This is a genomic window from Mycobacterium ahvazicum, from assembly GCF_900176255.2.
Taxonomy (GTDB): Bacteria; Actinomycetota; Actinomycetes; order Mycobacteriales; family Mycobacteriaceae; genus Mycobacterium; species Mycobacterium ahvazicum.
In genome coordinates this window covers 2,097,313-2,120,216 of sequence record NZ_FXEG02000002.1, presented here as the reverse complement: position 1 = coordinate 2,120,216, position 22,904 = coordinate 2,097,313, and the positions used below count along the sequence as shown (strand labels likewise).

Below are 22,904 nucleotides of genomic sequence, written 5' to 3'. Positions count from 1 at the left end.
CACGATGAGGAAGCAGACGCACGGACCGGTTCGCTACCTTCCCGGCGAAGGGTTGCTCGCGCTGTACCGGCTGCGGGGCCCGGTGATCAATTCCGGCGTCGGCCGGCACGGCTACACCTATCTGCTCGGCCCCGAGGCGAACAAGTTCGTGTTTGCCAACGCGGACGCGTTCAGTTGGGCGCAGACCTTCCAGAGCCTCGCTTGGGTCGACGGGCCCACCGCGCTGATCGTCAGCGACGGGGACGATCACCGCCGTCGCCGCAGCGTGGTGGCCCCGGGGCTGCGTCACCGGCAGATCCAGGATTACGTGCAGACCATGGTCTCCAACATCGACGCGGTGATCGACGGCTGGCGGCCAGGGCAACGGCTGGACATCTACCAGCAGTGCCGCTTCGCGGTGCGGCGCAGCACCGCCGAGAGCCTGTTCGGCCCACGCCTGGCAATGCACTCCGACTTCCTCGGTGAACAACTCCAGCCGCTACTGGACCTCACCCACCAGCTGCCCCAGGTCGTGGAGCTGCAGCGGCGTCTCAACTCCCGCGGATGGCGGCGCGCGATGGCTGCCCGCGAGCGCCTCGACGACTTCATCGACAGCCTGATCGCCGACGCCCGCACCGCGCCCAGACCCGACGACCACATGCTGACCATGTTGATCAATGGTCGCGACGACGAGGGATATTCGTTGAGCAACAACGAGATTCGCGACTCGATCATTTCGCTGATCACCGCCGGCTACGAGACGACCAGCGGTGCGCTGGCCTGGGCGATCTACACGCTGCTGACCCTGCCGGGCGCCTGGGACACCGCCGCCGACGAGGTCCGGCGGATACTTGGCGACGAGCCGCCCGCCGCCGCCGACCTTGACGCGCTGACTTACCTGCACGGCGTCGTGCAGGAGACGCTTCGGCTGTACTCCCCCGGCGTGATCTCCGCCCGCCGGGTGATGCGCGACCTCGCCTTCGACGGACACCGCATCCGGGCCGGCCGATTGCTGATCTTCAGCGCCTATGTCACCCACCGGCTGCCCGAGGTGTGGCCGGACCCACGCGCGTTTCGCCCGGCCCGCTGGGACCCGGATGCGCCGGAGTACCGCAAGCCCGCACCGCATGAGTTCATTCCGTTCAGTGGCGGGCTGCACCGCTGCATCGGGGCCGTGATGGCGACGACCGAGATGACGGTCATGCTGGCCCGGCTGGTGGCCCGGACGACGCTGCGATTGCCCGCTCAGCGAATCCGTGCGGCCAACCTCGCCGCGCTCAGTCCCACCCCGGGACTGGTCGTCGAAATCGCCGACTCAGTGCCAGCGCAGTAGCACGAGCTCGGAGGAGAATCCCGGGCCCATCGCGACGATCAGGCCCGGGCTGCCGCTGGCCGGCGGCTTGGCGATGGTGTCACGCAGGACGTGCAGCACCGACGCCGACGAGAGGTTGGCGATCTCACCCAGTGAGCGCCAGGTCAGCTCGAGTGCCTCGGGAGGCAGCTCAAGGCTCTTGCCGATCGCGTCGATCACCTTGGGTCCACCGGGATGGGCCACCCACGCCTCGATGTCGGCCCTGGTCAGGCTGTGCCCGCTGAGGAACCGGTCGACGTCGCCGGCCAGGTGGCGCTCGATGATCGTGGCGAGCTCCGGGGAGAACACCGGCTGCAGCCCGGCGGGGCCGACGTTCCACGCCATGATGTGCAGTGATTCCGGGTAGAGGCGACTGCGGGAGTCGACGATGTCGGGCCCGCTGGCGCGCAATTGCCCGTCTTGGTCGGCGCGACGACCGCCGACCGCCACGACGGCGGCCGCCCCGTCGCCGAACATCGCGGTCGAGACCAGCCCCGATACGGTCGGCTTGACCGTCGGAAAGGTCAGCGAGCACAGCTCGACGGACACCAGGGCCGCGACGCCGTCCGGCGCGCCCCTCAGGTAGTTATGCAGGGACGCCACCCCTGCCGCGCCGCCCGCGCAGCCCAGGCCGAAGAGCGGAATCCTGCGCACATCCGGGCGCAGGCCGATCCGCCCGGCGATGCGGGCGTCCAACGACGGCACCGCGACGCCGGTGACGGTCGTGGTGGCGATTATGTCGACATCCTGGGGTTGCAGTCCCGCCTCGTCGAGAGCACCCAGTAGCGCCTCGCAGCCGAGGTTGACGGCATTTTCGATGAAGATTTCGTTCGTTTCGGTGAAATCGGTCAGGGACAGGTATTGCTCGAGAGGCAGCACGAGATGGCGGCTGTTGACCTTCGCGCCGGCATGCAGACGCCGGACGATCGCTTCGTGCTCCTGCAAGACCGGGAACTTGACGAATTGGTCGGTGATCTCGCCCTGGCTGTAACGGTGCGGCGGCACTGCACCGAACACACCTGCGATGACGCTCATACCTGACCTCTACCTAAAACGGTTCCCTCCCCATTGCACGGAAGTTTATGCGGTCTGGTTCAGGGCCGCAAAGATACGGCTATTCAACATGTGTCGGATACAGCCCGGGAGAGTCGCGCGGAATCAGGCCCCCCAGCAGGGATTTCGTCATTCACCATCATCGGATTTATTGGACTCCAACGCCATAGCGATCAACGCGTCGGTGCTCAACAAGTCGATGACGTCCTCGTTGACTTGGGGATCGGCACGCGGGGTTTCCGCGTCGCCCGCGAGCAGCAAGAGCTTGTCGAGCAAGCCCGTTCGCCGAAGGTCGCCCAACGGAATTTTCCTCAGCGCCGCCCACGTCTTCTCGTCGTCGGACGCTTCGCGTTCGCCGTGCAGCAGTTGCCGACGCAGCTGATCGGCCAACGCCGACGGGGTGGGGAAATCGAAGATCAGCGTGCGCGACAAGGCCAACCCGGTGGCGGCTTTCAGACGGTTGCGGAGTTCGACGCCGGTGAGCGATTCAAAGCCTATGTCGGAAAAGGCGCGCTCGGTGTCGATGTCGCGAGCGCTCGAGTGCCCCAGCACCGTTGCCGCATGCGCGCGCACCAGTTCCACCAGCTGACGGTGCTGGTCCTCGGGTGCCATCGCGCGCAACTGCTCGGCCAGATCCGCCGCGCGGTCGATTAGCAGCGCCGGTGCGTCCGCGCGTGACCCCAGCCAAAACCGTTGCCGGGCAAAGCCGTACGTCGGCAGATCGATACGCCGTCCACCCAGACCGGCCACGATCGACGGCCAGTCGACCGCCGCGCCGTTGACGAAGAGTCGCCCGGCCGCGCTCATGAGCGCGTCAATTTCGGGCTGCTCCTTGACCAGCGTGGCCACCGCGGCGGCGTGCTCGGTGTTCAGCGACTGCTCCACCGCAGCGCTCAGGCCCGCGGCGGGGCCGACCTCGACAAACGTGTTGGCCCCCAACGATTCCGCCAACCGAACGCCGTCGACGAAGCGGACCGGCCGGCGCGCGTGTTCAACCCAGTATTCTGCCGTTCCGTAGTCGGCGCCGGCGAGCTCACCAGTCACGTTGGACACCAAGCCAATCCGCGGTTCGTCGGCTTTGACGTCAGCTATCAAGCGGGCGAATTCGTCAATCATCGGCTCCATCAGCGCCGAATGAAACGCATGCGAGACCGCGAGGCGATGTACCCGCGCCCCCTGCTGCGCCAGCCGGTCGGCCACGGCGGCCACCGGGGCTTCGGCGCCCGAAAGCACCACGGAGTTCTGGGCATTGACCGCCGCGATGGCCACGCCGTCGGTGAGCAACGGGGTTGCGGCGTCCTCGCTGGCGGCCACCGCGATCATCACGCCACCGGCCGGCAGCGCCGCCATCAAGCGGCCCCGGGCCGCGACGAGGTGTGCGGCGTCGTCGAGCGTGAGCACGCCGGCGATGTGCGCAGCGGTGATCTCCCCCACCGAGTGACCCATCACCAGATCCGGCTCGATTCCCCAGCTTTGCAGCAATCCCGCCGCCGCCACCTCGATGGCGAACAGCGCGGGCTGCGCATACTCGGTATTCGCCAACAACTCTGCGTCGACGCCCCAGATCACGTCGCGCAACCCCGAACGCAGGTGGACATTCAACGCGTCGAGGGCCTCGTCGAATGCCCGGGCGAAGACCGGAAAGCGGTCGTAGAGCTGGCGGCCCATCCCCAACCATTGCGCACCTTGGCCGGGAAACACGAACGCGGTCTTGGCTGCTCGAGCGCGGCCGGTGATCGCGGCCCGCTCTCCGGTGGCCAACCGGGTCAAGCCCGCGGTGAGCGCTGGACGATCGCTGCCCACCAGTACCGCCCGCTGTTCGAAGGCCGTCCGCGTGGTCGCCAGCGACCACGCCACGTCCGTCACGGTCGCGGCGTCGTCGGAGGCGAGGTGGGCGGCCAACCGCCCGGCCTGGTTGATCAAGGCTTGCTCCGAGCGCGCCGACAGCACCCAGGGCAGCGGGGTCACTTGTTGCGGTTCGGCGACAACACTTTCCGGCTGCGCGGGCGCCTGCTCGACGATCACATGCGCATTCGTCCCGCCCATTCCGAACGACGACACACCGACCCGCCGCGGCCGGTTCCCGTTCGGCCACGGCGTCAGTGCGGTATTGACTTGCAGCCCATAGCTTTTCAGGTCATTGCCGACAGCGCTTGGGTCGTAGTTGAGACTTGGCGGAATCACCGCGTTTTCGACGACCAGAACCGCTTTGAGCAGGCCCGCGATTCCGGCGGCACTGCCGGTGTGGCCGATGTTGGTCTTCACCGAGCCCACCCGTACCGGGTTCTGCTGGCGCTCGGCGAAAATCTCACCCAGTGCCCGCGCCTCGACCGGGTCACCGACTTCCGTTCCGGTGCCGTGCGCCTCGACATAGTCGATGTCGTCGGCGCCCAGGCCGGCCCGGGCGAGCGCCCGCCGGATGACGTCGGCTTGCCCGGGAACCGACGGCACGGTCTGGCCGGCGGAGCTGTGGCCGGCATTGCCGACCGCACTGGCGCGGATGACAGCGCGGATTCTGTTTCCGTCTCTCAGCGCGGCGGCCAGCGGCTTCAACAGAACCACGCCGGCACCCTCGGACCGCACGTAGCCGTCCGCGCGGCTGTCGAAGGCGTAGGTGTGGCCGGATGTCGACATCGCGCCGAATTCCGTTTCCAGCATCGCGGTTTCGTCGGCCAGGTTGAGGTGGATCCCGCCGGCTATCGCCAGCGCAGACTCGCCCGCGCGCAGGCTTTCGCAGGCCAGGTGCACCGCGACCAGCGAGGACGACTGGCCGGAATCGACGATCATGCTGGTCCCCTGCAAGCCGAGCGCATAGGAGATCCGGTTGGCGATCATGGCGCGCGTGACCCCGCCGAAGGAGTAATGGTCGAGGTTGTCCTCGCCGTCGCGAAGCGTCAGCACGGCGTAATCGTCGGTCATCGCCCCGAGGTAGACGGAAACCTGTTCGCCACGCAGGGTTTCGGGTACCAGAAAGGCGTCCTCGAACAGTTCCCAGGCCAGTTCGAGGGCCACCCGCTGACGCGGATCCATCGCACTGGCCTCGCGGGGCGACAGATTGAAGAAGTCGGCGTCGAACTCGGCGATGTCGCCGGGTAGCCGATTCTCCTCCAACCCCTCGCGAACGAGCCGCCAAAAATCCCGCGGGGTGGCGGCACCGGGCAACCTGCAGGCGAGGCCGATGACTGCGACGTCAGTGGCTGACATCAGGGGCTGAGATCGTCATCGAGGATCGCGAAGAGTTCGCGTTCGGTGGCGGTGGTGATGTCATCGTCGATGACGTGTGATTCGCTGGTCAGCGGTGGTGGGGATGCCAGCTCGGTGGCGATCGCCTGGATGCGGGCGGCCAAGCGGCTTTTTTCGTCCGGCGTCCAATTGGGTTGGTTGACCAGTGTTTGCAACTCGCGGGCGATGTCATTGAAGCGAGCGAGTTGGTCCGGCGCGGCCGCGTGCGCGCTCGTGGTCACCGAGCCGAGTTGTCCGTCGATGTGTTCGGCAAGCGCCGCGGGAGTGGGAAAGTCGAAGATCAGGCTCGGTGAAAGGGTAAGTCCGGTAGCCATTTTGATGCGGTTGCGCAGTTCCACCGCCGTCAGCGAGTCGAACCCGAGGTCCTGGAACGGCAGCTGAGCCTCGATGTCGGCGTTGGACCTGCCCAGCACGGTGGCGGCGTTGGTGCACACCAGTTCCACCAACTGGTGGTGACGCTGCTCGGGACTGAGTCCCTGCAACCGGGTGGCCAGACCCGATGTCGACACCGCCGCGTCGGCGTCGCTGATCAGTCGCCGACCCGGTCGCCTGACCAGGTCACGCAGCACCGGCGGGACGGCGCCACCCGAGCCCAGCCCGGCCGCGTCGATGCGGGCGGCCACCAGCAGCGGACGGTCGGCGAGCATGGCCTCGTCGAACAGCTGGAGCGCATGCGGGGTGGACAGCGGCGCCAACCCGGCCCGGCTCATCCGGGCCTTATCGCGATCGCTGAGGTGTCGGGTCATGCCGCTGGCCTGTTCCCACAGTCCCCAGGCGATCGACAATCCCGCCAGGCCGTGGGCTCGCCGGTAGGTCGCCAATTCGTCGAGGAAACTGTTCGCCGCGGCGTAGTTGCCCTGGCCCGGGGACCCGACGATGCCGGCCATCGAGGAGAACATCACGAACGCCGACAGATCCATGTCCCGGGTGAGCTCGTGCAGGTTCCACGCACCATCGACCTTGCTCCGCAGTACCGTGTCCATGCGTTGCGGCGTCAACGACGCGATCAACCCGTCGTCGAGCACCCCGGCCGCATGGAACACACCCTTGAGCGGGTACCGCGCCGGCAACCCGGCGATCAACGCCGCCACTGCATCCCGATCGGCCACATCGCAGGCCACCACCGACACCTCGGCCCCGCCCGTCCTGAGCTGATCCACCAACTCCGCCACCCCCTCGCCCTGGGCGCCGCCGCGGCTGACCAACACGACATGGGCCACCCCGTAGCGCGCCACCAGGTGGGCGGCCACCGCCGAGCCGGCCATCCCGGTACCGCCGGTGATCAGCACGCTGCCCCCCGCCAGCCCGCCGCCCGAACTCGCCAGCACCGGATCGTCCGGGCCGTCCGGCAGGGTCAGCACCACCTTGCCGATCTGGCGGGCCTGGCTGACGAACCGATACGCCGACGACGCGGATCGTACGTCAAAAGTCTTGACCGGCAACGGCTTCAGCACACCCGCGTCGAACAGTTCGATCAGGCCGGACAGCATCGAGGCGATGTGGTCCGGGCCGGCCTCCATCAGGTCGAAGGCGCGATACAGCACGCCCGGTGCCATCGACGCGGGGTCGCGAAGGTCGGTCTTGCCCATCTCGATGAAACGTCCGCCGCCGACCAGCAACCGCAGCGAGGCATCGAGAAACTCCCCGGCCAGCGAGTTGAGCACCACATCCACCCCGGCCCCGCCGGTGGTCGCCAGGAACTTCTCCTCGAAATCCAGAGTCCGGGTATCGCCGATATGGTCGTCGTCAAAGCCCATCGCCCGCAACGTGTCCCACTTGCCACGGCTGGCGGTAGCGAACACCTCCGCACCCCAATGCCGGGCCAACTGCACCGCCGCCATCCCCACCCCACCGGTCGCGGCGTGCACCAACCCCCGCTCGCCGGCCCTCAACCCGGCCAACCCCGACACCCCATACACCGCGGTCAAAACCCCCCCCGGCACGCTCGCGGCCTGCGGCAGCGACCAGCCCGCCGGCACCACCGCCACCAACCGCGCATCCACAATCGCTTCGGATCCGACCACCCCCAGCAAGCCCAGCACCGCATCGCCCACGGACAACCCCTGGACCCCGGGGCCGACCTCGACGATCACGCCGGCGCCCTCGGCGCCGAGCTCGCCACCCCCGGGATACATCCCCAACGCCACCAACACATCCCGGAAGTTCACCCCGACCGCGGCCACCGCCACCCGCACCTGCCCGGCAACCAACTCCGCCGGTGCGGCCGGAGCGACCACCACGTCTTCCAGGGTGCCGCCGCCGCCGGCGGCCAGTCGCCAGCCGCCGGGCGGCAGCTCCAGCACGGCCCCGGCCCCGACGGCGCTCAGCCGCGCCGCGTGCACGACGCCGGAACGCACCACCAATTGCGGTTCACCGCAAGCGATCACCTCGGCAACATCCAGCGAACCGTCCGAATCGACCAGCACCACCCGGCCCGGCTGCTCGGCCTGCGCCGACCGCACCAACCCCCACACCGCCGCACCCGCCAGATCGGACACACCCTCACCGGCCAGCCCCACCGCGCCGCGAGTCAGCACAACCAACGGCCCCGCATCGCCGCCGGCCAACCACGACTGCAACACACCCAACGCCTCACGAGTGGCCGCATACACCGACTCAACCGTGGTGCCCGAACCCGGCTCCCACACCGTCACGTCCTGTCCGCCAATGGTTTTGGCCTCCAGGGCAACCGGCGACCATGCGGGTTCGTACAGACCACCACCGCCGCCGGCAGCAGCGGCCAAGGCGGCCGACAGCGCACCGATCGAGATCGGTCGAACCACCAGCTCCCGCACCGACAAAACCGGCAGCCCCGTTCCGTCGGCCAGGTCCACCGACACCGCGCCGGCGCCGGCCGGTGCTATGCGCACCCGGACCCGGGAGGCCCCGGCGGCATGCAAACAGACTCCTTGCCAGGAGAACGGCAGCATGGTGGAATCACCACCTTCGGCAATCCCCCAGGCGTGCAACGCAGCATCCAGCACCACGGGATGAATCCCGAAGCCGCCCATGGTCACACCCTCGCCGGCACTCACTTCGGCAAAGACCTCCTGGCCGCGCCGCCACAGGGTTCGCAGACCCCGGAACGCGGGCCCGTAGTCGTAGCCCCGAGCCGCGAGCACCTCGTACACGTCGCCGGTCTCGACGACGGACGCCCCGACCGGCGGCCACACCGACATGTCCGCGGCGGGTTCGGGCGCCGCCGCACTCAACGCACCTTGGGCGTGCAGCACCCAGACCGAATCCGTCGCCGCACCACGCGAATACACCCACACGGCATGCGAACCCGACTCGCCCGCGGCGTCCACGACGACCTGAACGCGCGCGGTGCCGCCCGGCGGCAACACCAACGGCGCCAACAAGGTCAGCTCGTCGACCACCGAGCAGCCGACCTCGTCACCGGCCCGCAGCGCCAGCTCCACGAACCCGGCGCCGGGGAACAACACCACACCGTCGACGACGTGATCGGCCAGCCAGGGCGATCCGCTCACCGACAACGAGCCCGTCAGTACCACGCCGCCGGAGTCGGGCCGCTCCACCACCGCGCCCAGCAATGGATGTGCGGCGCGGGCCAGCCCAACGCTACTCACATTGCCCGAACCCACCGCCCCGAGGGGCAGCCAGAATCGTTGCCGGACAAAGCCGTACGTGGGTAGGTCGACGCGGTGCCCGTGTCCCACCGCCGCGGCCCAGTCCACCGGGACGCCGATCGTGAACAATTGCCCGAGCGCCTGGAGTGCCGACTCCGCTTCGGGGCGGTCCTTGGCCACTGTGACCACCGATGTCGCCTGCTCGGTGGTCAACGACTGCTCGACGGCAGCGGTAAGACCGCGACCCGGACCGACCTCCACGAAAGCCCGGGCGCCCAACGACTCGGCAGTGCGCACCCCGTCGGCGAACCGGACCGGCCGGCGCACATGCTCGACCCAGTACTCCGGCGACCCGTAGCCTGGCCCGGCCAATTCGCCGGTCAGGTTGGACACCAACCCGATTCGCGGCGGTGCGGGTGTCACTGCGGCAACCAGCCGCGCGAACTCCCCGAGCATCGGCTCCATCAGCGCGGAGTGGAAAGCGTGCGAGACATCCAGTCGATGTACCCGCCGGCCCCGCGCGGCGAGTTCGTCGGACACCGCGGTGACCGCGGCCTCGGGGCCCGAAATCACCACGGCGTCAGGGCCGTTGATCGCCGCGATATTCACATCCGCGCTCAGCAACGGCAAGACTTCGGCTTCGCCGGCGGCAACCGCGACCATCGCGCCCCCGGCCGGCAACGCCGCCATCAACCGGCCGCGTCCCGCAACCACTTTCGCCGCATCCGCGAGCGACAGCACGCCCGCGACGTAGGCCGCGGTGATCTCACCGACGGAATGCCCGGTCACCACGTCGGGCTGCACGCCCCAATGCGCGAGCAACGCCGCGACCGCCACCTCGACGGCGAACAGCGCCGACTGCGCGAACTCAGTACTCTGCAGCAGCTCGGCGTCCTCGCCCCAGATCACCTGCTGCAGCGGCAACCGCAGATGCGGATCCAGTGCGGCGACCGCCTCGTCGAACGCCCGGGCGAACTCCGGAAAGCGCTCGTAAAGCTGCTGGCCCATCCCCAGCCACTGCGAGCCTTGGCCGGGAAACACGAACACGGTCTTGCCCGCCGAGCGGACCCGCCCTGCCGTGACGCGGGCACCCGGGTCACCAGCGGCCAGCTCGCTCAGGCCGGCGATCAGGCGGTCCCGGTCCGCGCCGACCACCACGGCCCGATGGTCGAACACCGCGCGTGTCGTCACCAGGGACCACCCCACGTCCACCGGGCTCAGCTTCGCGTCCCCGGCCACGTGGGCGAGCAACCGCTTGGCCTGATTGGCCAGGGCCTGCTCGGAGCGAGCCGACAGCACCCACGCCGTCTCGCGCGGATCCGGTTCGGCGACAACGTCTTCGGCTTCGGCAGCCGGTGCCTGCTCGATGATCACGTGGGCGTTCGTCCCGCTGATCCCGAACGACGACACGCCGGCCCGCCGCGGCCCGTCGCCACTCGGCCAGGCGCGCGACTCGGTCAACAACGACACGGCGCCCGACGACCAATCCACATGCGGCGAAGGCACATCCACGTGCAAGCTTTGCGGCAACACCCCGTGCTGGATCGCCTCGATCATCTTGATGACCCCGGCGACGCCGGCGGCGGCCGAGGTGTGACCGATGTTGGATTTGATCGACCCCAGCCACAGCGGACGGTCCGCCGGACGATCCTGGCCATAGGTCGCCAACAACGCTTGCGCCTCAATCGGATCGCCCAGCACGGTTCCGGTGCCGTGGCCCTCGACCACGTCGACGTCGGCCGCGGTCAGGCCCGCGCTGGCCAGCGCGGTGCGGATGACGCGCTGCTGGGAGGGCCCGTTAGGGGCGGTCAGCCCGTTGGACGCGCCATCCTGGTTGACGGCGGTGCCCCGCACGATCGCCAACACCGGGTGCCCGGCGCGGCGTGCATCCGCCAACCGCTCCACCACCAGGACACCGGCGCCTTCCGACCAGGCGGTGCCGTCGGCGGCCCCGGCGTACACCTTGCAGCGGCCATCGGGGGCCAAGGCTCGCTGCCGGCTGAATTCGACGAAGGCGGCGGGGGTGGCCATGACCGTGACGCCACCGACCAGGGCCAAGTCGCATTCCCCCGATCGCAACGACTGCGCGGCCAGATGCAGTGCCACCAGCGACGACGAGCACGCGGTGTCCACCGATACGGCCGGGCCTTCCAGGCCCAGCACGTACGACACCCGGCCGGAGGTCACGCTCAGCGTCGAGCCGGTGAGCCCGTAGCCCTCCAGCTCGCCTTCCACCTGCCCGCCGTAACCGGCATGGATCACGCCGGCGAACACGCCCGTCGCCGAGCCCCGCAACCCCAGCGGGTCGACTCCCGCGCGCTCCAGCGCTTCCCACGACAGCTCCAGCATCAAGCGCTGCTGTGGATCCATTGCCAGCGCCTCGCTGGGGCCGACACCGAAGAACCCGGCATCAAAATCGCCGGCGTCGCCGAGAAATGATCCCTGCCGCACGTACATCTTGCCGGGGGCATCGGGGTCGGGATCGTACAACCCCGCCACGTCCCAGCCCCGGTCCGGAGGAAAATCCGACACGGCGTCACGGCCCTCAACCACCATGTCCCACAATGCTTCCGGCGAATCCACTCCACCCGGATACCGGCACGCCATCCCGACCACCGCAACCGGCTCGGACAGCTTGCCCTCCAGTTCGGCCACCCGGCGCCGGGTGCGCCGCAGATCGGCGGTCAGCCGCTTCAGGTAATCAAGATGTTTGTCGGTGTCCGACACGGGCGCTCCTTGGCGTCTTACGATCCGAGTTCTTCGTCGAGGATCGCGAACAGTTCGCTCTCGCTGGCAGTGTGGATGTCCTCGTCGTCGCCTTCCCGCTGGTCGTGTGGATCCAGGTGGGCGCTGAGGGTGGTCAGCAACGTCTGGATGCGGGTGGTCAAGTGCGGCTTGTCTTCTGGCTGCCAATCGGGTTGGTTCAGCAGCGTTTGCAGCTCCCGGGTGATGTCATTGAAACGTGCGAGACGGGCCATCAGGTCGGGCTGCCCGGCGGAGTCCGGAGCATGAGGAACCACCAGCCGGGTGTCGAGGTGTTCGGCCAGGACGATCGGTGTCGGGTAGTCGAAGATCAGGGTCGGCGAAAGGGTCAGTCCGGTGGCTGTTTTAAGCCGGTTACGCAGTTCGACAGCGGTCAGCGAGTCGAACCCGAGGTCCTGGAAGACGCTGCCCGCGTTGATGTCTCCGGCATTGGGACGGCCCAGCACGGTGGCGGCGTTGCGGCTGACCAGGTCGACCAGTTCGCTGTGCCGCTGTTCAGCGGACAGACCCTGCAAGCGGGCGACGAGGCTGGTCGTCGAGGCGGCGGTGGTGTCGGTCTCGTCGATGACACGCCGGATGGGGCGGGCGACGAGCTGACTGAGCAGCGGGGGCAGTGTTGCGCCGTTGTCGGCCAACGCGGCGGGATCGATGCGCGCGGCGACCAGCACCGGGCGTTCGGCCAGCATCGCGGTGTCGAACAGGCGCAGTGCCTGCTCGGTTGCCATGGGGGCGAGCCCGATTCGGCTCATGCGCGCTTTGTCGCGCTCGTCGAGGTGTCGGGTCATGCCGCTGGCCTGTTCCCACAGTCCCCAGGCGATCGACAATCCCGCCAGGCCGTGGGCTCGCCGGTAGGTCGCCAATTCGTCGAGGAAGCTGTTGGCCGCGGCGTAGTTGCCCTGGCCCGGGGACCCGACGATGCCGGCCATCGAGGAGAACATCACGAACGCCGACAGATCCATGTCCCGGGTGAGCTCGTGCAGGTTCCACGCACCATCGACCTTGCTCCGCAACACCGTGTCCATGCGGTGCGGCGTCAACGACGCGATCAACCCGTCGTCGAGCACCCCGGCCGCATGGAACACACCCTTGAGCGGGTACCGCGCCGGCAACCCGGCGATCAACGCCGCCAAGGCATCCCGATCGGCGACGTCGCAGGCCACCACCGACACCTCGGCCCCGGCCGTCCTGAGTCGATCCACCAACTCCGCCACCCCCTCGCCCTGGGCGCCGCCGCGGCTGGCCAACACGACATGGGCCACCCCGTAGCGCGCCACCAGGTGGGCGGCCACCGCCGAGCCGGCCATCCCGGTACCGCCGGTGATCAGCACGCTGCCGCCCGCCAGGCCGCCGCCCGAACTCGCCAGCACCGGATCGTCCGGGCCGTCCGGCAGGGTCAGAACTACCTTGCCGATCTGGCGGGCCTGGCTGACGAACCGATACGCCGACGACGCGGATCGTACGTCAAAGGTCTTGACCGGCAACGGCTTCAGCACGCCGACGTCGAACAGTTCGATCAGGCCGGACAGCATGGTCGCGATGTGGTCCGGGCCGGCCTCGATCAGGTCGAAGGCGCGATACAGCACGCCCGGTGCCATCGACGCGGGGTCGCGAAGGTCGGTCTTGCCCATCTCGATGAACCGTCCGCCGCCGACCAGCAACCGCAGCGAGGCATCGAGAAACTCCCCGGCCAGCGAGTTGAGCACCACATCAACCCCGGCCCCGCCGGTGGTCGCCAGGAACTTCTCCTCGAAATCCACCGTCCGGGTATCGCCGATATGGTCGTCGTCAAAGCCCATCGCCCGCAACGTGTCCCACTTGCCACGGCTGGCGGTGGCGAACACCTCCGCACCCCAATGCCGGGCCAACTGCACCGCCGCCATCCCCACCCCACCCGTCGCGGCGTGCACCAACACCTTCTCCCCGGCCTTGAGCCCGGCCAACGCCGACAACCCGTACAGGGCGGTCAAAAACACCACCGGCACGCTCGCCGCCTGCGGCAGCGACCAGCCCGCCGGCACCACCGCCACCAACCGCGCATCCACAATCGCCTCGGATCCGACCACCCCCAGCAAGCCCAGCACCGCATCGCCCACGGACAACCCGGCAACCCCCGGACCGACCTCGACGATCACGCCGGCGCCCTCGACGCCGAGCTCGCCACCCCCGGGATACATCCCCAACGCCACCAACACATCCCGGAAGTTCACCCCGACCGCGGCCACCGCCACCCGCACCTGCCCGGCGCCCAACTCCGCGCGCGCAAGCGGGCGCACGACCAGATCCTCCAGGGTGCCCCCGCCACCCACGCTCATCCGCCACTGCCCCGCCGGCAATGTCGACACCGACCGCGACGGGATCAGCCGCGCCGCGTGCGCGACGCCGGAACGCACCACCAATTGCGGTTCACCGCAAGCGATCACCTCGGCAACATCCAGCGAACCGTCCGAATCGACCAGCACCACCCGGCCCGGCTGCTCGGCCTGCGCCGACCGCACCAACCCCCACACCGCCGCACCCGCCAGATCGGACACACCCTCACCGGCCAGCCCCACCGCGCCGCGAGTCAGCACAACCAACCGTCCCGCATCGCCGCCGGCCAACCACGACTGCAACACACCCAACGCCTCACGAGTGGCCGCATACACCGACTCAACCGTGGTGCCCGAACCCGGCTCCCACACCGTCACATCTTGTCCGCCAACAGCATTGGGCTGCAAGGTAACCGGCGACCAGGTCACCTCCAGCAATCCGCCGCCGGAGCGGGGTGCCGCGGCCCCCGCGGTCAGCTGGGCCGTCGAGACCGGCCGGACCACCAGCTCGCGCACCGACAGGATCGGCAGGCCGGCGCCGTCGGCCAGGTCCACCGACACCGCGCTCACCCCGACCGGGGCGATCCGCACCCGCGCCCGGGACGCGCCGGCGGCATGCAAACACACGCCCTGCCAGGAGAACGGCAGCATGGTCTCGGCCTGGTCGCCGACCACACCCATCGCGTGCAACGCGGCGTCGACCAGCACCGGATGGATTCCGAAACCGTCAACCCTCATCCCGGCGACCTCGGGCACGGCGACTTCGGCGAAGACCTCATTCCCGAGGCGCCACAGGGCCTGCAGGCCCTGGAAAGCGGGGCCGTATTCGTAGCCCCGCCGGGTCAGTTGCTCGTAGGCATCGGCGACGTCCACGGCCGTCGCCCCGACCGGTGGCCATACCGACAAGTTCGCGCCCGTATGCTCCCCGCCAGCGCTCAACGCACCGTCGGCATGTAGTGTCCATTCCGAATCAGGTTGCATGCCACGGGAATACACCGAGACCGTCCGGCGCCCCGAGCTGCCCGCGGGCCCGACCACGACCTGCACCGCGACGCCGTCGGACGCCGGCAACAGCATCGGGGCCGACAGGGTCAGCTCATCGACCACCGAGCAGCCGACCTCATCGCCGGCCCGCAACGCCAGCTCCACGAACCCGGCGCCGGGGAACAACACCACCCCGGCGACCGCGTGATCGGCCAGCCACGGCTGGGCGGACAGCGACAGTCGACCGGTCAGCACCACCGCGCCGGAATCGGGCCGCTGCACCACGGCACCCAGCAAGCCGTGCTCGGTTCCGGCCAATCCCAATCCACCGAGATCGCCGCCACCAATGCCCATGGGGGGCAACCAGAATCGTCGGCCCTGGAAGGCGTACGTCGGCAACTGCACCTGGTGGGCACCGGAGAACACGGGGCGCCAATCCACCGTCACACCGGCGGCGTGCGCCTGTCCCGCGGACAACCAGAACCGGTCCAGCCCGCCGTCGTCGCGGCCCAGCGACGGAATGACGAAGGCATCGTCGGCAACCGTGCCTTCGATGCCGGCAACCAACACCGGATGCGGGCTGGATTCGATGAACACCCGAAAGCCGGCCTCGCCGGCGGTGCGCACCGCCGGCGCGAATTGCACGGTCTGGCGGATGCTGCGGTACCAGTAATCGGCGTTCAGCGCCGAAGTGTCGAGGGGCTCACCGGTGACGGTGGAGAAGAAGGTGATCGAGGACGATCGGGGCTCAATGCCGACCAGGGCCTGGGCAAGCGGCTCACGAATCGCGTCGACCTGCGCCGAATGCGAGGCGTAGTCGACGTCGATCCGGCGGGCTCGCACACCGGCACCTTCACAACGGCGCATCAACTCCTCGAGGGCGTCGACCTCTCCGGAAACGACGATGGCCGAAACGCCGTTGACCGCAGCGATATTCAGGCGATCTCCGGCGGGCGCCAACAGCTCGTGCGCCTGGTCCTGGCCGCACGCCAGCGAGACCATGCCCCCGGCGCCCGACAGTTGCACCAGCAGCCGGCTGCGCAGCGCCACCACCCGGGCCGCGTCCTCCAGCGACAGCGCACCGGCCACGTAGGCCGCCGCGATCTCGCCCTGCGAGTGGCCGATGACCGCGTCGGGCCGCACACCCATCGAGCGCCATAATTCGGCCAGCGACACCATCATCGCCCACAGCACCGGCTGCACCACGTCGACCCGATCCAGCCCCGGGGCACCCGCGGCGCCGCGGATCACATCGATCAGGGACCACTCGACGTACTCGCCGAGCGCCTTCTCGCACCGGTTCAACTGCTCGACGAATACCGGTGCGGTGTCCAGTAATTGGGCCCCCATGCCGACCCACTGCGAGCCCTGGCCGGGAAACACGAACACCGTCTTGCCCACGGCCTGCGCACGCCCCGCCACGACGTTGACGCCCGGCTCCCCCGCCGCCAGGCCGGCCAGCCCGGCCATCAGCTCGTCGCGGGCACCGACTACCACGGCCCGATGATCGAACGCCGAGCGCGTCGACGCCAGCGACCACCCCACGTCGGCGATGCCGAGCCGCGGATCGGCCTGCACGTGTGCCAGCAGTCGGCGCGCCTGACCTACCAGCGCCTCGGGCGACCGGGCAGACAACACCCATGGGGCCACCGGCATATCGCTTTCAGCCGCAACGCTTTCCACCACCGGAGCCTGTTCCAGGATCACGTGCGCATTGGTGCCGCTGATCCCGAACGACGACACCCCCGCGCGGCGCGGCCGATCCAGCGCGGGCCACGACCGCTGCTCGGTCAGCAACGACACCGCGCCCGCCGACCAATCCACATGCGGCGTAGGCACATCCACGTGCAGCGTCTGGGGCATCACGCCGTGCCGCATCGCCTGCACCATCTTGATCACCCCGGCCACGCCCGCCGCCGCCGACGTGTGGCCCATGTTGGACTTGATCGAGCCCAGCCACAACGGCCGATCGGCCGGCCGATCCTGGCCGTAGGTCGCCAGGATCGCCTGGGCTTCGATGGGATCGCCCAGCGTGGTGCCGGTCCCGTGGCCCTCCACCAAATCCACGTCCGCGGTGCCCAATCGGGCACTCTGCAGCGCCGCCCGGATCACCCGCTGCTGGGCCGGGCCGTTGGGGGTCGCCAGCCCGTTGGACGCGCCGTCCTGATTCACCGCGGAACCCCGCACCACGGCCAGCACCCGGTGACCCAGCCGCCGCGCGTCGGCCAGCCGCTCCAGCACCAGCGCGCCGACGCCCTCGGAGAAGCCGGTTCCGTCGGCCGCACCGGCATACGCCTTGCACCGACCATCGGCCGACAGCGCCCGCTGGCGGCTGAATTCCACGAACATCGCGGGGGTGGCCATCACGGTCACGCCGCCGACCAGCGCGGCATCGCACTCACCCGAGCGCAGCGAACGCGCCGCCAGATGCAACGCCACCAGCGACGACGAGCACGCCGTGTCCACCGATACCGCCGGGCCCTCCAGGCCCAGCGAATACGCGACCCGGCCCGACGCGACACTCAGCGTCGAACCGCGCAAGCCGTACCGCTCCAGATCCCCCGGGACGCGGCCCTGACCGCCGTACGAACCGTGGAAGATACCGACGAACACGCCCGTGGCCGATCCTTTCAGCGTGATCGGGTCAATCCCGGCCCGCTCCAACGCCTCCCACGACACCTCAAGCAGCAAGCGTTGCTGAGGATCCATCGCCAGGGCCTCGCTCGGCGCGATCCCGAAGAACGCGGCGTCGAAATCGGCGACGTCGGAAAGGAATCCACCGCAGCGGTTGTACGACTTGCCGGTCGCGTCGGGGTCGGGGTCGAACAACTCGGCCAGATCCCAGCCGCGGTCGGCCGGGAAGTCGGTGACGACGTCGCGGCCTTCGGACACTATGTCCCACAGGGCTTCTGGTGAGTCCACCCCGCCCGGATACCGGCAGGCCATCCCGACGATGGCAACCGGCTCAGTCGCTTCCTTGGTGAGCAACGCCAGGTACTCGCGGTTCTCCCGCTTCAGCCGCTCGCTTTCCTTGAGCGACGCGCGCAGCGCCTTGATCAGCTCATCAGGAGTGCTATTCATGGGGCTACGAGACGAGCCAGGATCCATACGCTCGCATCAGTGCCAGCGCAGCAAGACGAGCTCCGAGCAGAAACCGGGCCCCATCGCGAGCATCAGACCCGGGCTTCCGCTGGGCGGTTTCTTGGCAATGGTGTCACGCAGCACGTGCAGCACCGACGCCGACGAGAGGTTGCCGATCTCGCCGAGCGATCGCCAGGTGAGTTCCAGGGCGTCCGGCGGCAGGCTGAGTGCCGCGGTGATCGCCTCGATGACCTTGGGGCCCCCGGGGTGGCTGACAAAGGCGCCGACGTCGGTCGCGGTCAGCCCGTGCGCCCCCAGGAAACCGGTGACGTCGTCTTCGATGTACTGCTCGACGACGGCCGCGACGTCCTTGGACAGCACCAGCTCGAACCCTTCGGTGCCGACGTCGTAGCCCATGGTGCGCAGCGAATCGGGGTAGAGATGACTGCGCGAATCCAGGACGTCCGGGCCGCCGGCGCCGATCGCCGCCGCGCGGTCCGCACCGACGGCAACCACGGATGCGGCGCCGTCAGCAAACAGGGCGCTGCCGACCAGACCGGCCAGCGAGGGCTTGTACCCCGGGTAGGTCAACGAGCAGAGTTCGACCGAGATCAGGGCCGCCACGCCGTCCGGGTCGCCGCGCAGATAGTCGTTCAGCCGGGCCACACCGGCCGCCCCGGCCACGCAGCCCAGGCCGAACAGCGGCACCCGCCGCACATCGTCGCGCAGCCCGAGCCGACCGGCGATCCGGGCGTCGATGGATGGGATCGCGAGCCCGGTGACCGTGGTCGTGAACAGCACGTCGACGTCGCGTGGCTGCAGGCCGGCGTCGTCGAGCGCGCCGGCGAGCGCCTCGCTGCCCAGCTCAACGGCATTGTCGATGTAGATCTGATTCGCGACGCCGAAGTCGGTCAGCCGGGGATAACGCTCCAGCGGGATGACCAGATGGCGGCTGTTGACCTTGGCGCTGGTGTGCAGCTGCCGAACGATGTCCTCGTAGTCCTCGAAGCCGGGAATGCTGAGGAAGAAGTCGGTGAGTTCTCGTTGGGAATAGCGATACGGCGGCAACGCACCGAATACTCCTGCGATGACGCTCATTGGTCCCACCCCTTGGTGACGAACATGCAGGTCGACGGGTTCAAGCCTGTGGTTACGAGCCGCAAGTTTATTCCTTTTGTGCCAGCACCGCCGCAATAAGGCCCTGACCTGAGAGAATGGCCACAGCAAACCGCCGATTATGCGGCGTAAGTCATCTTTCGATCTGCGCGGCCAACCTTGACCGCAGTTCGGCGCAGCTTTCCAGGACATCGCGCAGTTGGTCGGCGACGCGGTCGGGCGCGGTGCCTCCGCGGGCGTCGCGGGAGGACACCGAGCCCTCGACCGTCAGCACCTCACGGACGTCGGGCCGCAGGGTCGGGCTGATGGCCGCCAGTTCGTCGTCGGTCAGGTCCTCGAGGCCGACACCGCGGCCTTCGGCCGTGCGTACGGCCGCACCCGCGGCCTCGTGCGCGGACCGGAACGGCACTCCCTGCCGCACCAGCCACTCCGCGATATCGGTGGCCAGGGTGTAGCCGGCCGGGGCCAGCGCCGCCATCCGCTCGACGTGGAACGTCAGGCTGCCGACCAGCCCGGCCATCGCCGGCAACAGCAACTCCAGCTGGGCGACCGAATCGAACACCGGTTCCTTGTCTTCCTGCAGGTCACGGTTGTAGGCCAGCGGCTGTGCCTTCAGCGTGGCCAGCAGCCCGGCCAGGTTCCCGATCAGGCGCCCCGACTTCCCGCGGGCCAGCTCGGCGATGTCGGGATTTTTCTTCTGCGGCATGATCGAGCTGCCGGTCGACCAGGAGTCGTGCAGCGTGACGTAGCCGAACTCGGTCGAGCTCCAGATGATGATGTCCTCGGCGAGCCGGGACAGGTCGACCCCGATCATCGCGAACACGAACGCCGCCTCGGCGGCAAAGTCGCGGGCGGCCGTCGCGTCGACCGAATTGGGGGCGGCGGTGGCGAAACCCAGGTCTGCCGCAATCGCGTCCGGATCCAGGCCCAGCGACGAGCCGGCCAGCGCTCCCGAACCGTACGGCGACACCGCCGCGCGTTTGTCGAAGTCTGCGAGGCGGTCCACGTCGCGCAGCAGCGGGTGGGCATGCGCGAGCAGGTGATGGGCCAGCAGGATCGGCTGGGCGGACTGCATGTGCGTCTTGCCCGGCATGATCGCCGTCGGATGGGCGTCGGCCTGGACGGCCAGCGCGGCGACGACGTCTAGCGCCCCGGCGGCGACCCGGCGGATCGCGTCGCGAAGCCACATCCGGAACAGCGTGGCCACCTGGTCGTTGCGCGACCGCCCGGCCCGCAGCCGCCCGCCCAGCTCGGGGCCGACCCGGTCGATCAGCCCACGCTCCAGCGCGCCGTGCACGTCCTCGTCGGTGACCAGCGGGCCGAAACTGCCGTCGGCGATGTCTTCGGCCAGACTGTCCAGGCCGGCCAGCAGCCCGTCGCGCTGTTCCTCGGTGAGCAGCCCGGCCCGGAACAGCACGATCGTGTGCGCGCGCGACGCGGTGATGTCGTAGGGCGCCAGCACCCAGTCGAAGTGCGTCGACTTACTCAGCGCGACGAGCGCATCCGACGGGCCGTCGGCGAACCGTCCGCCCCACAGGGATCCCTCGTTGGTGGTCACCTGGCCCTCACTCCGCCCGCACGCCGGGCCCTCACTCCGCCCGCACGCCGAGGCGAGTGTGAACCCTGCGACGGTTCGACGGCGTGTCTCGTCGTGAAATTCACACTCACGCCTCGGCGGCCAGGTCCCGGCGGGCTGACAGCTTGGACGACAACCCGTGCACGTAGACGAAGCCCTTGGCCGCCGACTGGTCGAAGCTGTCACCCTCGTCGTAGGTGGCCAGATTGAAGTCGTAGAGCGATTCCGCGCTGCGCCGGCCGTTGACCGCAATGTGCCCGCCGTGCAACACCATTCGTATTTCGCCCGACACGTGCTCCTGGGTCTTGGCGACGAAACTGTCCAGGGCGAGTTTCAGCGGCGAGAACCACAGCCCGTCGTAGACCAGCTCGGCCCAGCGCTGGTCGGTGTGGCGCTTGAATCGGCCCAATTCGCGCTCGAGGGTGACATGTTCGAGTTCGGCGTGCGCGGTGATCAACACCATCGCGCCGGGCGCCTCGTAGATCTCCCGGCTCTTGATGCCCACCAGGCGGTCCTCGACGACGTCCAGGCGTCCGACCCCCTGCGCGCCGGCCCGTCGGTTGAGCTCCACGATCGCCTCGAGCACCGTCACCGGTTTGCCGTCGATCGACACCGGGACGCCCCGCTCGAAGCCGACGATCACCTCGTCGGGTGTGCTCCAGTTGAGGGTCGGGTCCTCGGTGTAGTCGTACACGTCCTTGGTGGGCGCGTTCCAAAGGTGTTCCAGGAAGCCGGTTTCCACCGCGCGACCCCACACGTTCTGGTCGATGGAGAACGGCGAGCGCTTGGTGACGTTGATCGGGATCGCGTTCTCCTCGGCGTACGCGATCGCCTTCTCCCGTGTCCACGCGTAGTCGCGGACCGGCGCGAGCACCTCCAAATCCGGTGCCAGCGAACCGAATCCGACCTCGAAGCGGACCTGGTCGTTGCCCTTGCCGGTGCATCCGTGCGCGACGATGCTGCCGCCGTACTTGCGGGCCGCCGCGACCAGATGCTTGGCGATCAGCGGCCGGCTGATCGCGGACACCAACGGGTAGCGGTCCATGTACAGCGCATTGTTGAGCACCGTCGGCAGGCAGTAGCCCTCGGCGAACTCGTCACGGGCATCGACGACGACCGCTTCCACCGCACCGCAGTCCAGCGCCCGCTGGCGCACGAGTTCCATGTCCTCGCCGCCCTGGCCGAGGTCGATCGCAACCGCCACGACCTCACGGCCGGTCTCCTTGCCTATCCAGCTGATGGCCACCGAGGTGTCCAGACCGCCGGAATACGCCAGGATGACGCGCTCTGACATGAATCAATCTCCTAGGTTTACTTGAGCTGTTCTAATGTTCGGGCCAGCTCGGCGCCGGTCATCGGCTCCCGGGCGGCCACGAACAGAGTGTCGTCTCCGGCGATGGTGCCGACGACGTACGGTAACGCCGCGCGATCGATTGCGCTGGCCAAATAGTCAGCTGCGCCCGGCGGAGTGCGCAGCACCGCGAGGTTCGCGCTGGCATCGGTGGACACCAGCAGCTCGCTCAGCAGTCGCGACAAGCGCGCGGTGCCGCCGGCGACGCCGCGCACCGGACTGCCGTCCTCCGGGACGACGTAGACCCCGACGCCGCCGTCGGCGCCGCGCAGCTTCACCGCGCCGAGCTCTTCGAGATCGCGCGACAGCGTGGCCTGGGTGACCTCGATGCCCTCGTCGGCCAGCCTGGCAGCCAGCTCGCTCTGGCTGCTGATCGACGAGGACGACAGCACCGCCACGATGCGGGCCTGACGCCCGGCCCGGGTGATGTCGGCGGTGGCCCTGCTGCGCGTCATTGCGCCGCTCCTCCTCGTCGCTTCGTCCCCCTCGCCGCTGCGCGGCTGGGGGT

9 protein-coding genes are annotated in these 22,904 nt (G+C 69.0%); 1 reads left to right on the top strand and 8 read right to left on the bottom strand.

The window, feature by feature from the left end; translation table 11 throughout:
- The first annotated feature begins 4 nt into the window (after positions 1-4).
- Entirely contained in the window at positions 5-1,312 is a 1,308-nt protein-coding gene (locus tag MAAFP003_RS12115; protein ID WP_096287219.1) for a cytochrome P450, read from the top strand.
- On the opposite strand, the gene MAAFP003_RS12110 is transcribed toward MAAFP003_RS12115, so the two are convergent.
- The 8 genes from MAAFP003_RS12110 to MAAFP003_RS12075 form a co-directional block, all read right to left on the bottom strand.
- Positions 1,295-2,365: a type III polyketide synthase gene (locus tag MAAFP003_RS12110; protein ID WP_096287217.1), complete on the bottom strand. Its 1,071-nt coding sequence runs from the start codon at positions 2,363-2,365 to the stop codon at positions 1,295-1,297. The genes MAAFP003_RS12115 and MAAFP003_RS12110 overlap by 18 nt on opposite strands.
- Before the next feature lie 147 nt (positions 2,366-2,512).
- Positions 2,513-5,587 (bottom strand): type I polyketide synthase, encoded by a 3,075-nt coding sequence (locus MAAFP003_RS12105; protein WP_096287215.1) that lies wholly within the window; start codon positions 5,585-5,587, stop codon positions 2,513-2,515.
- Positions 5,587-11,943 carry a type I polyketide synthase gene (locus MAAFP003_RS12100; RefSeq protein WP_096287213.1) on the bottom strand — a complete coding sequence of 2,119 codons (6,357 nt, stop codon included), beginning with the start codon at positions 11,941-11,943 and terminating at the stop codon, positions 5,587-5,589. The genes MAAFP003_RS12105 and MAAFP003_RS12100 overlap by 1 nt, the downstream gene beginning before the upstream one ends.
- Positions 11,944-11,960: 17 nt before the next feature.
- A complete protein-coding gene (locus MAAFP003_RS12095) occupies positions 11,961-18,353 on the bottom strand; it encodes a type I polyketide synthase (RefSeq protein ID WP_096287211.1) in 6,393 nt (2,130 codons plus the stop codon).
- 36 nt (positions 18,354-18,389) lie between these two features.
- Positions 18,390-19,451: a type III polyketide synthase gene (locus MAAFP003_RS12090; RefSeq protein WP_096287209.1), complete on the bottom strand. Its 1,062-nt coding sequence runs from the start codon at positions 19,449-19,451 to the stop codon at positions 18,390-18,392.
- Positions 19,452-19,602: 151 nt separating this feature from the next.
- Complete coding sequence (argH, locus tag MAAFP003_RS12085) at positions 19,603-21,027, bottom strand: argininosuccinate lyase (protein ID WP_096287207.1); 1,425 nt, start codon at positions 21,025-21,027, stop codon at positions 19,603-19,605.
- 106 nt (positions 21,028-21,133) lie between these two features.
- Complete coding sequence (locus MAAFP003_RS12080) at positions 21,134-22,339, bottom strand: argininosuccinate synthase (protein WP_096287205.1); 1,206 nt, start codon at positions 22,337-22,339, stop codon at positions 21,134-21,136.
- 17 nt (positions 22,340-22,356) lie between these two features.
- On the bottom strand, positions 22,357-22,851 hold the full coding sequence (locus MAAFP003_RS12075) for an arginine repressor (RefSeq protein WP_096287203.1): 495 nt from the start codon (positions 22,849-22,851) through the stop codon (positions 22,357-22,359).
- Positions 22,852-22,904: the final 53 nt, after the last annotated feature.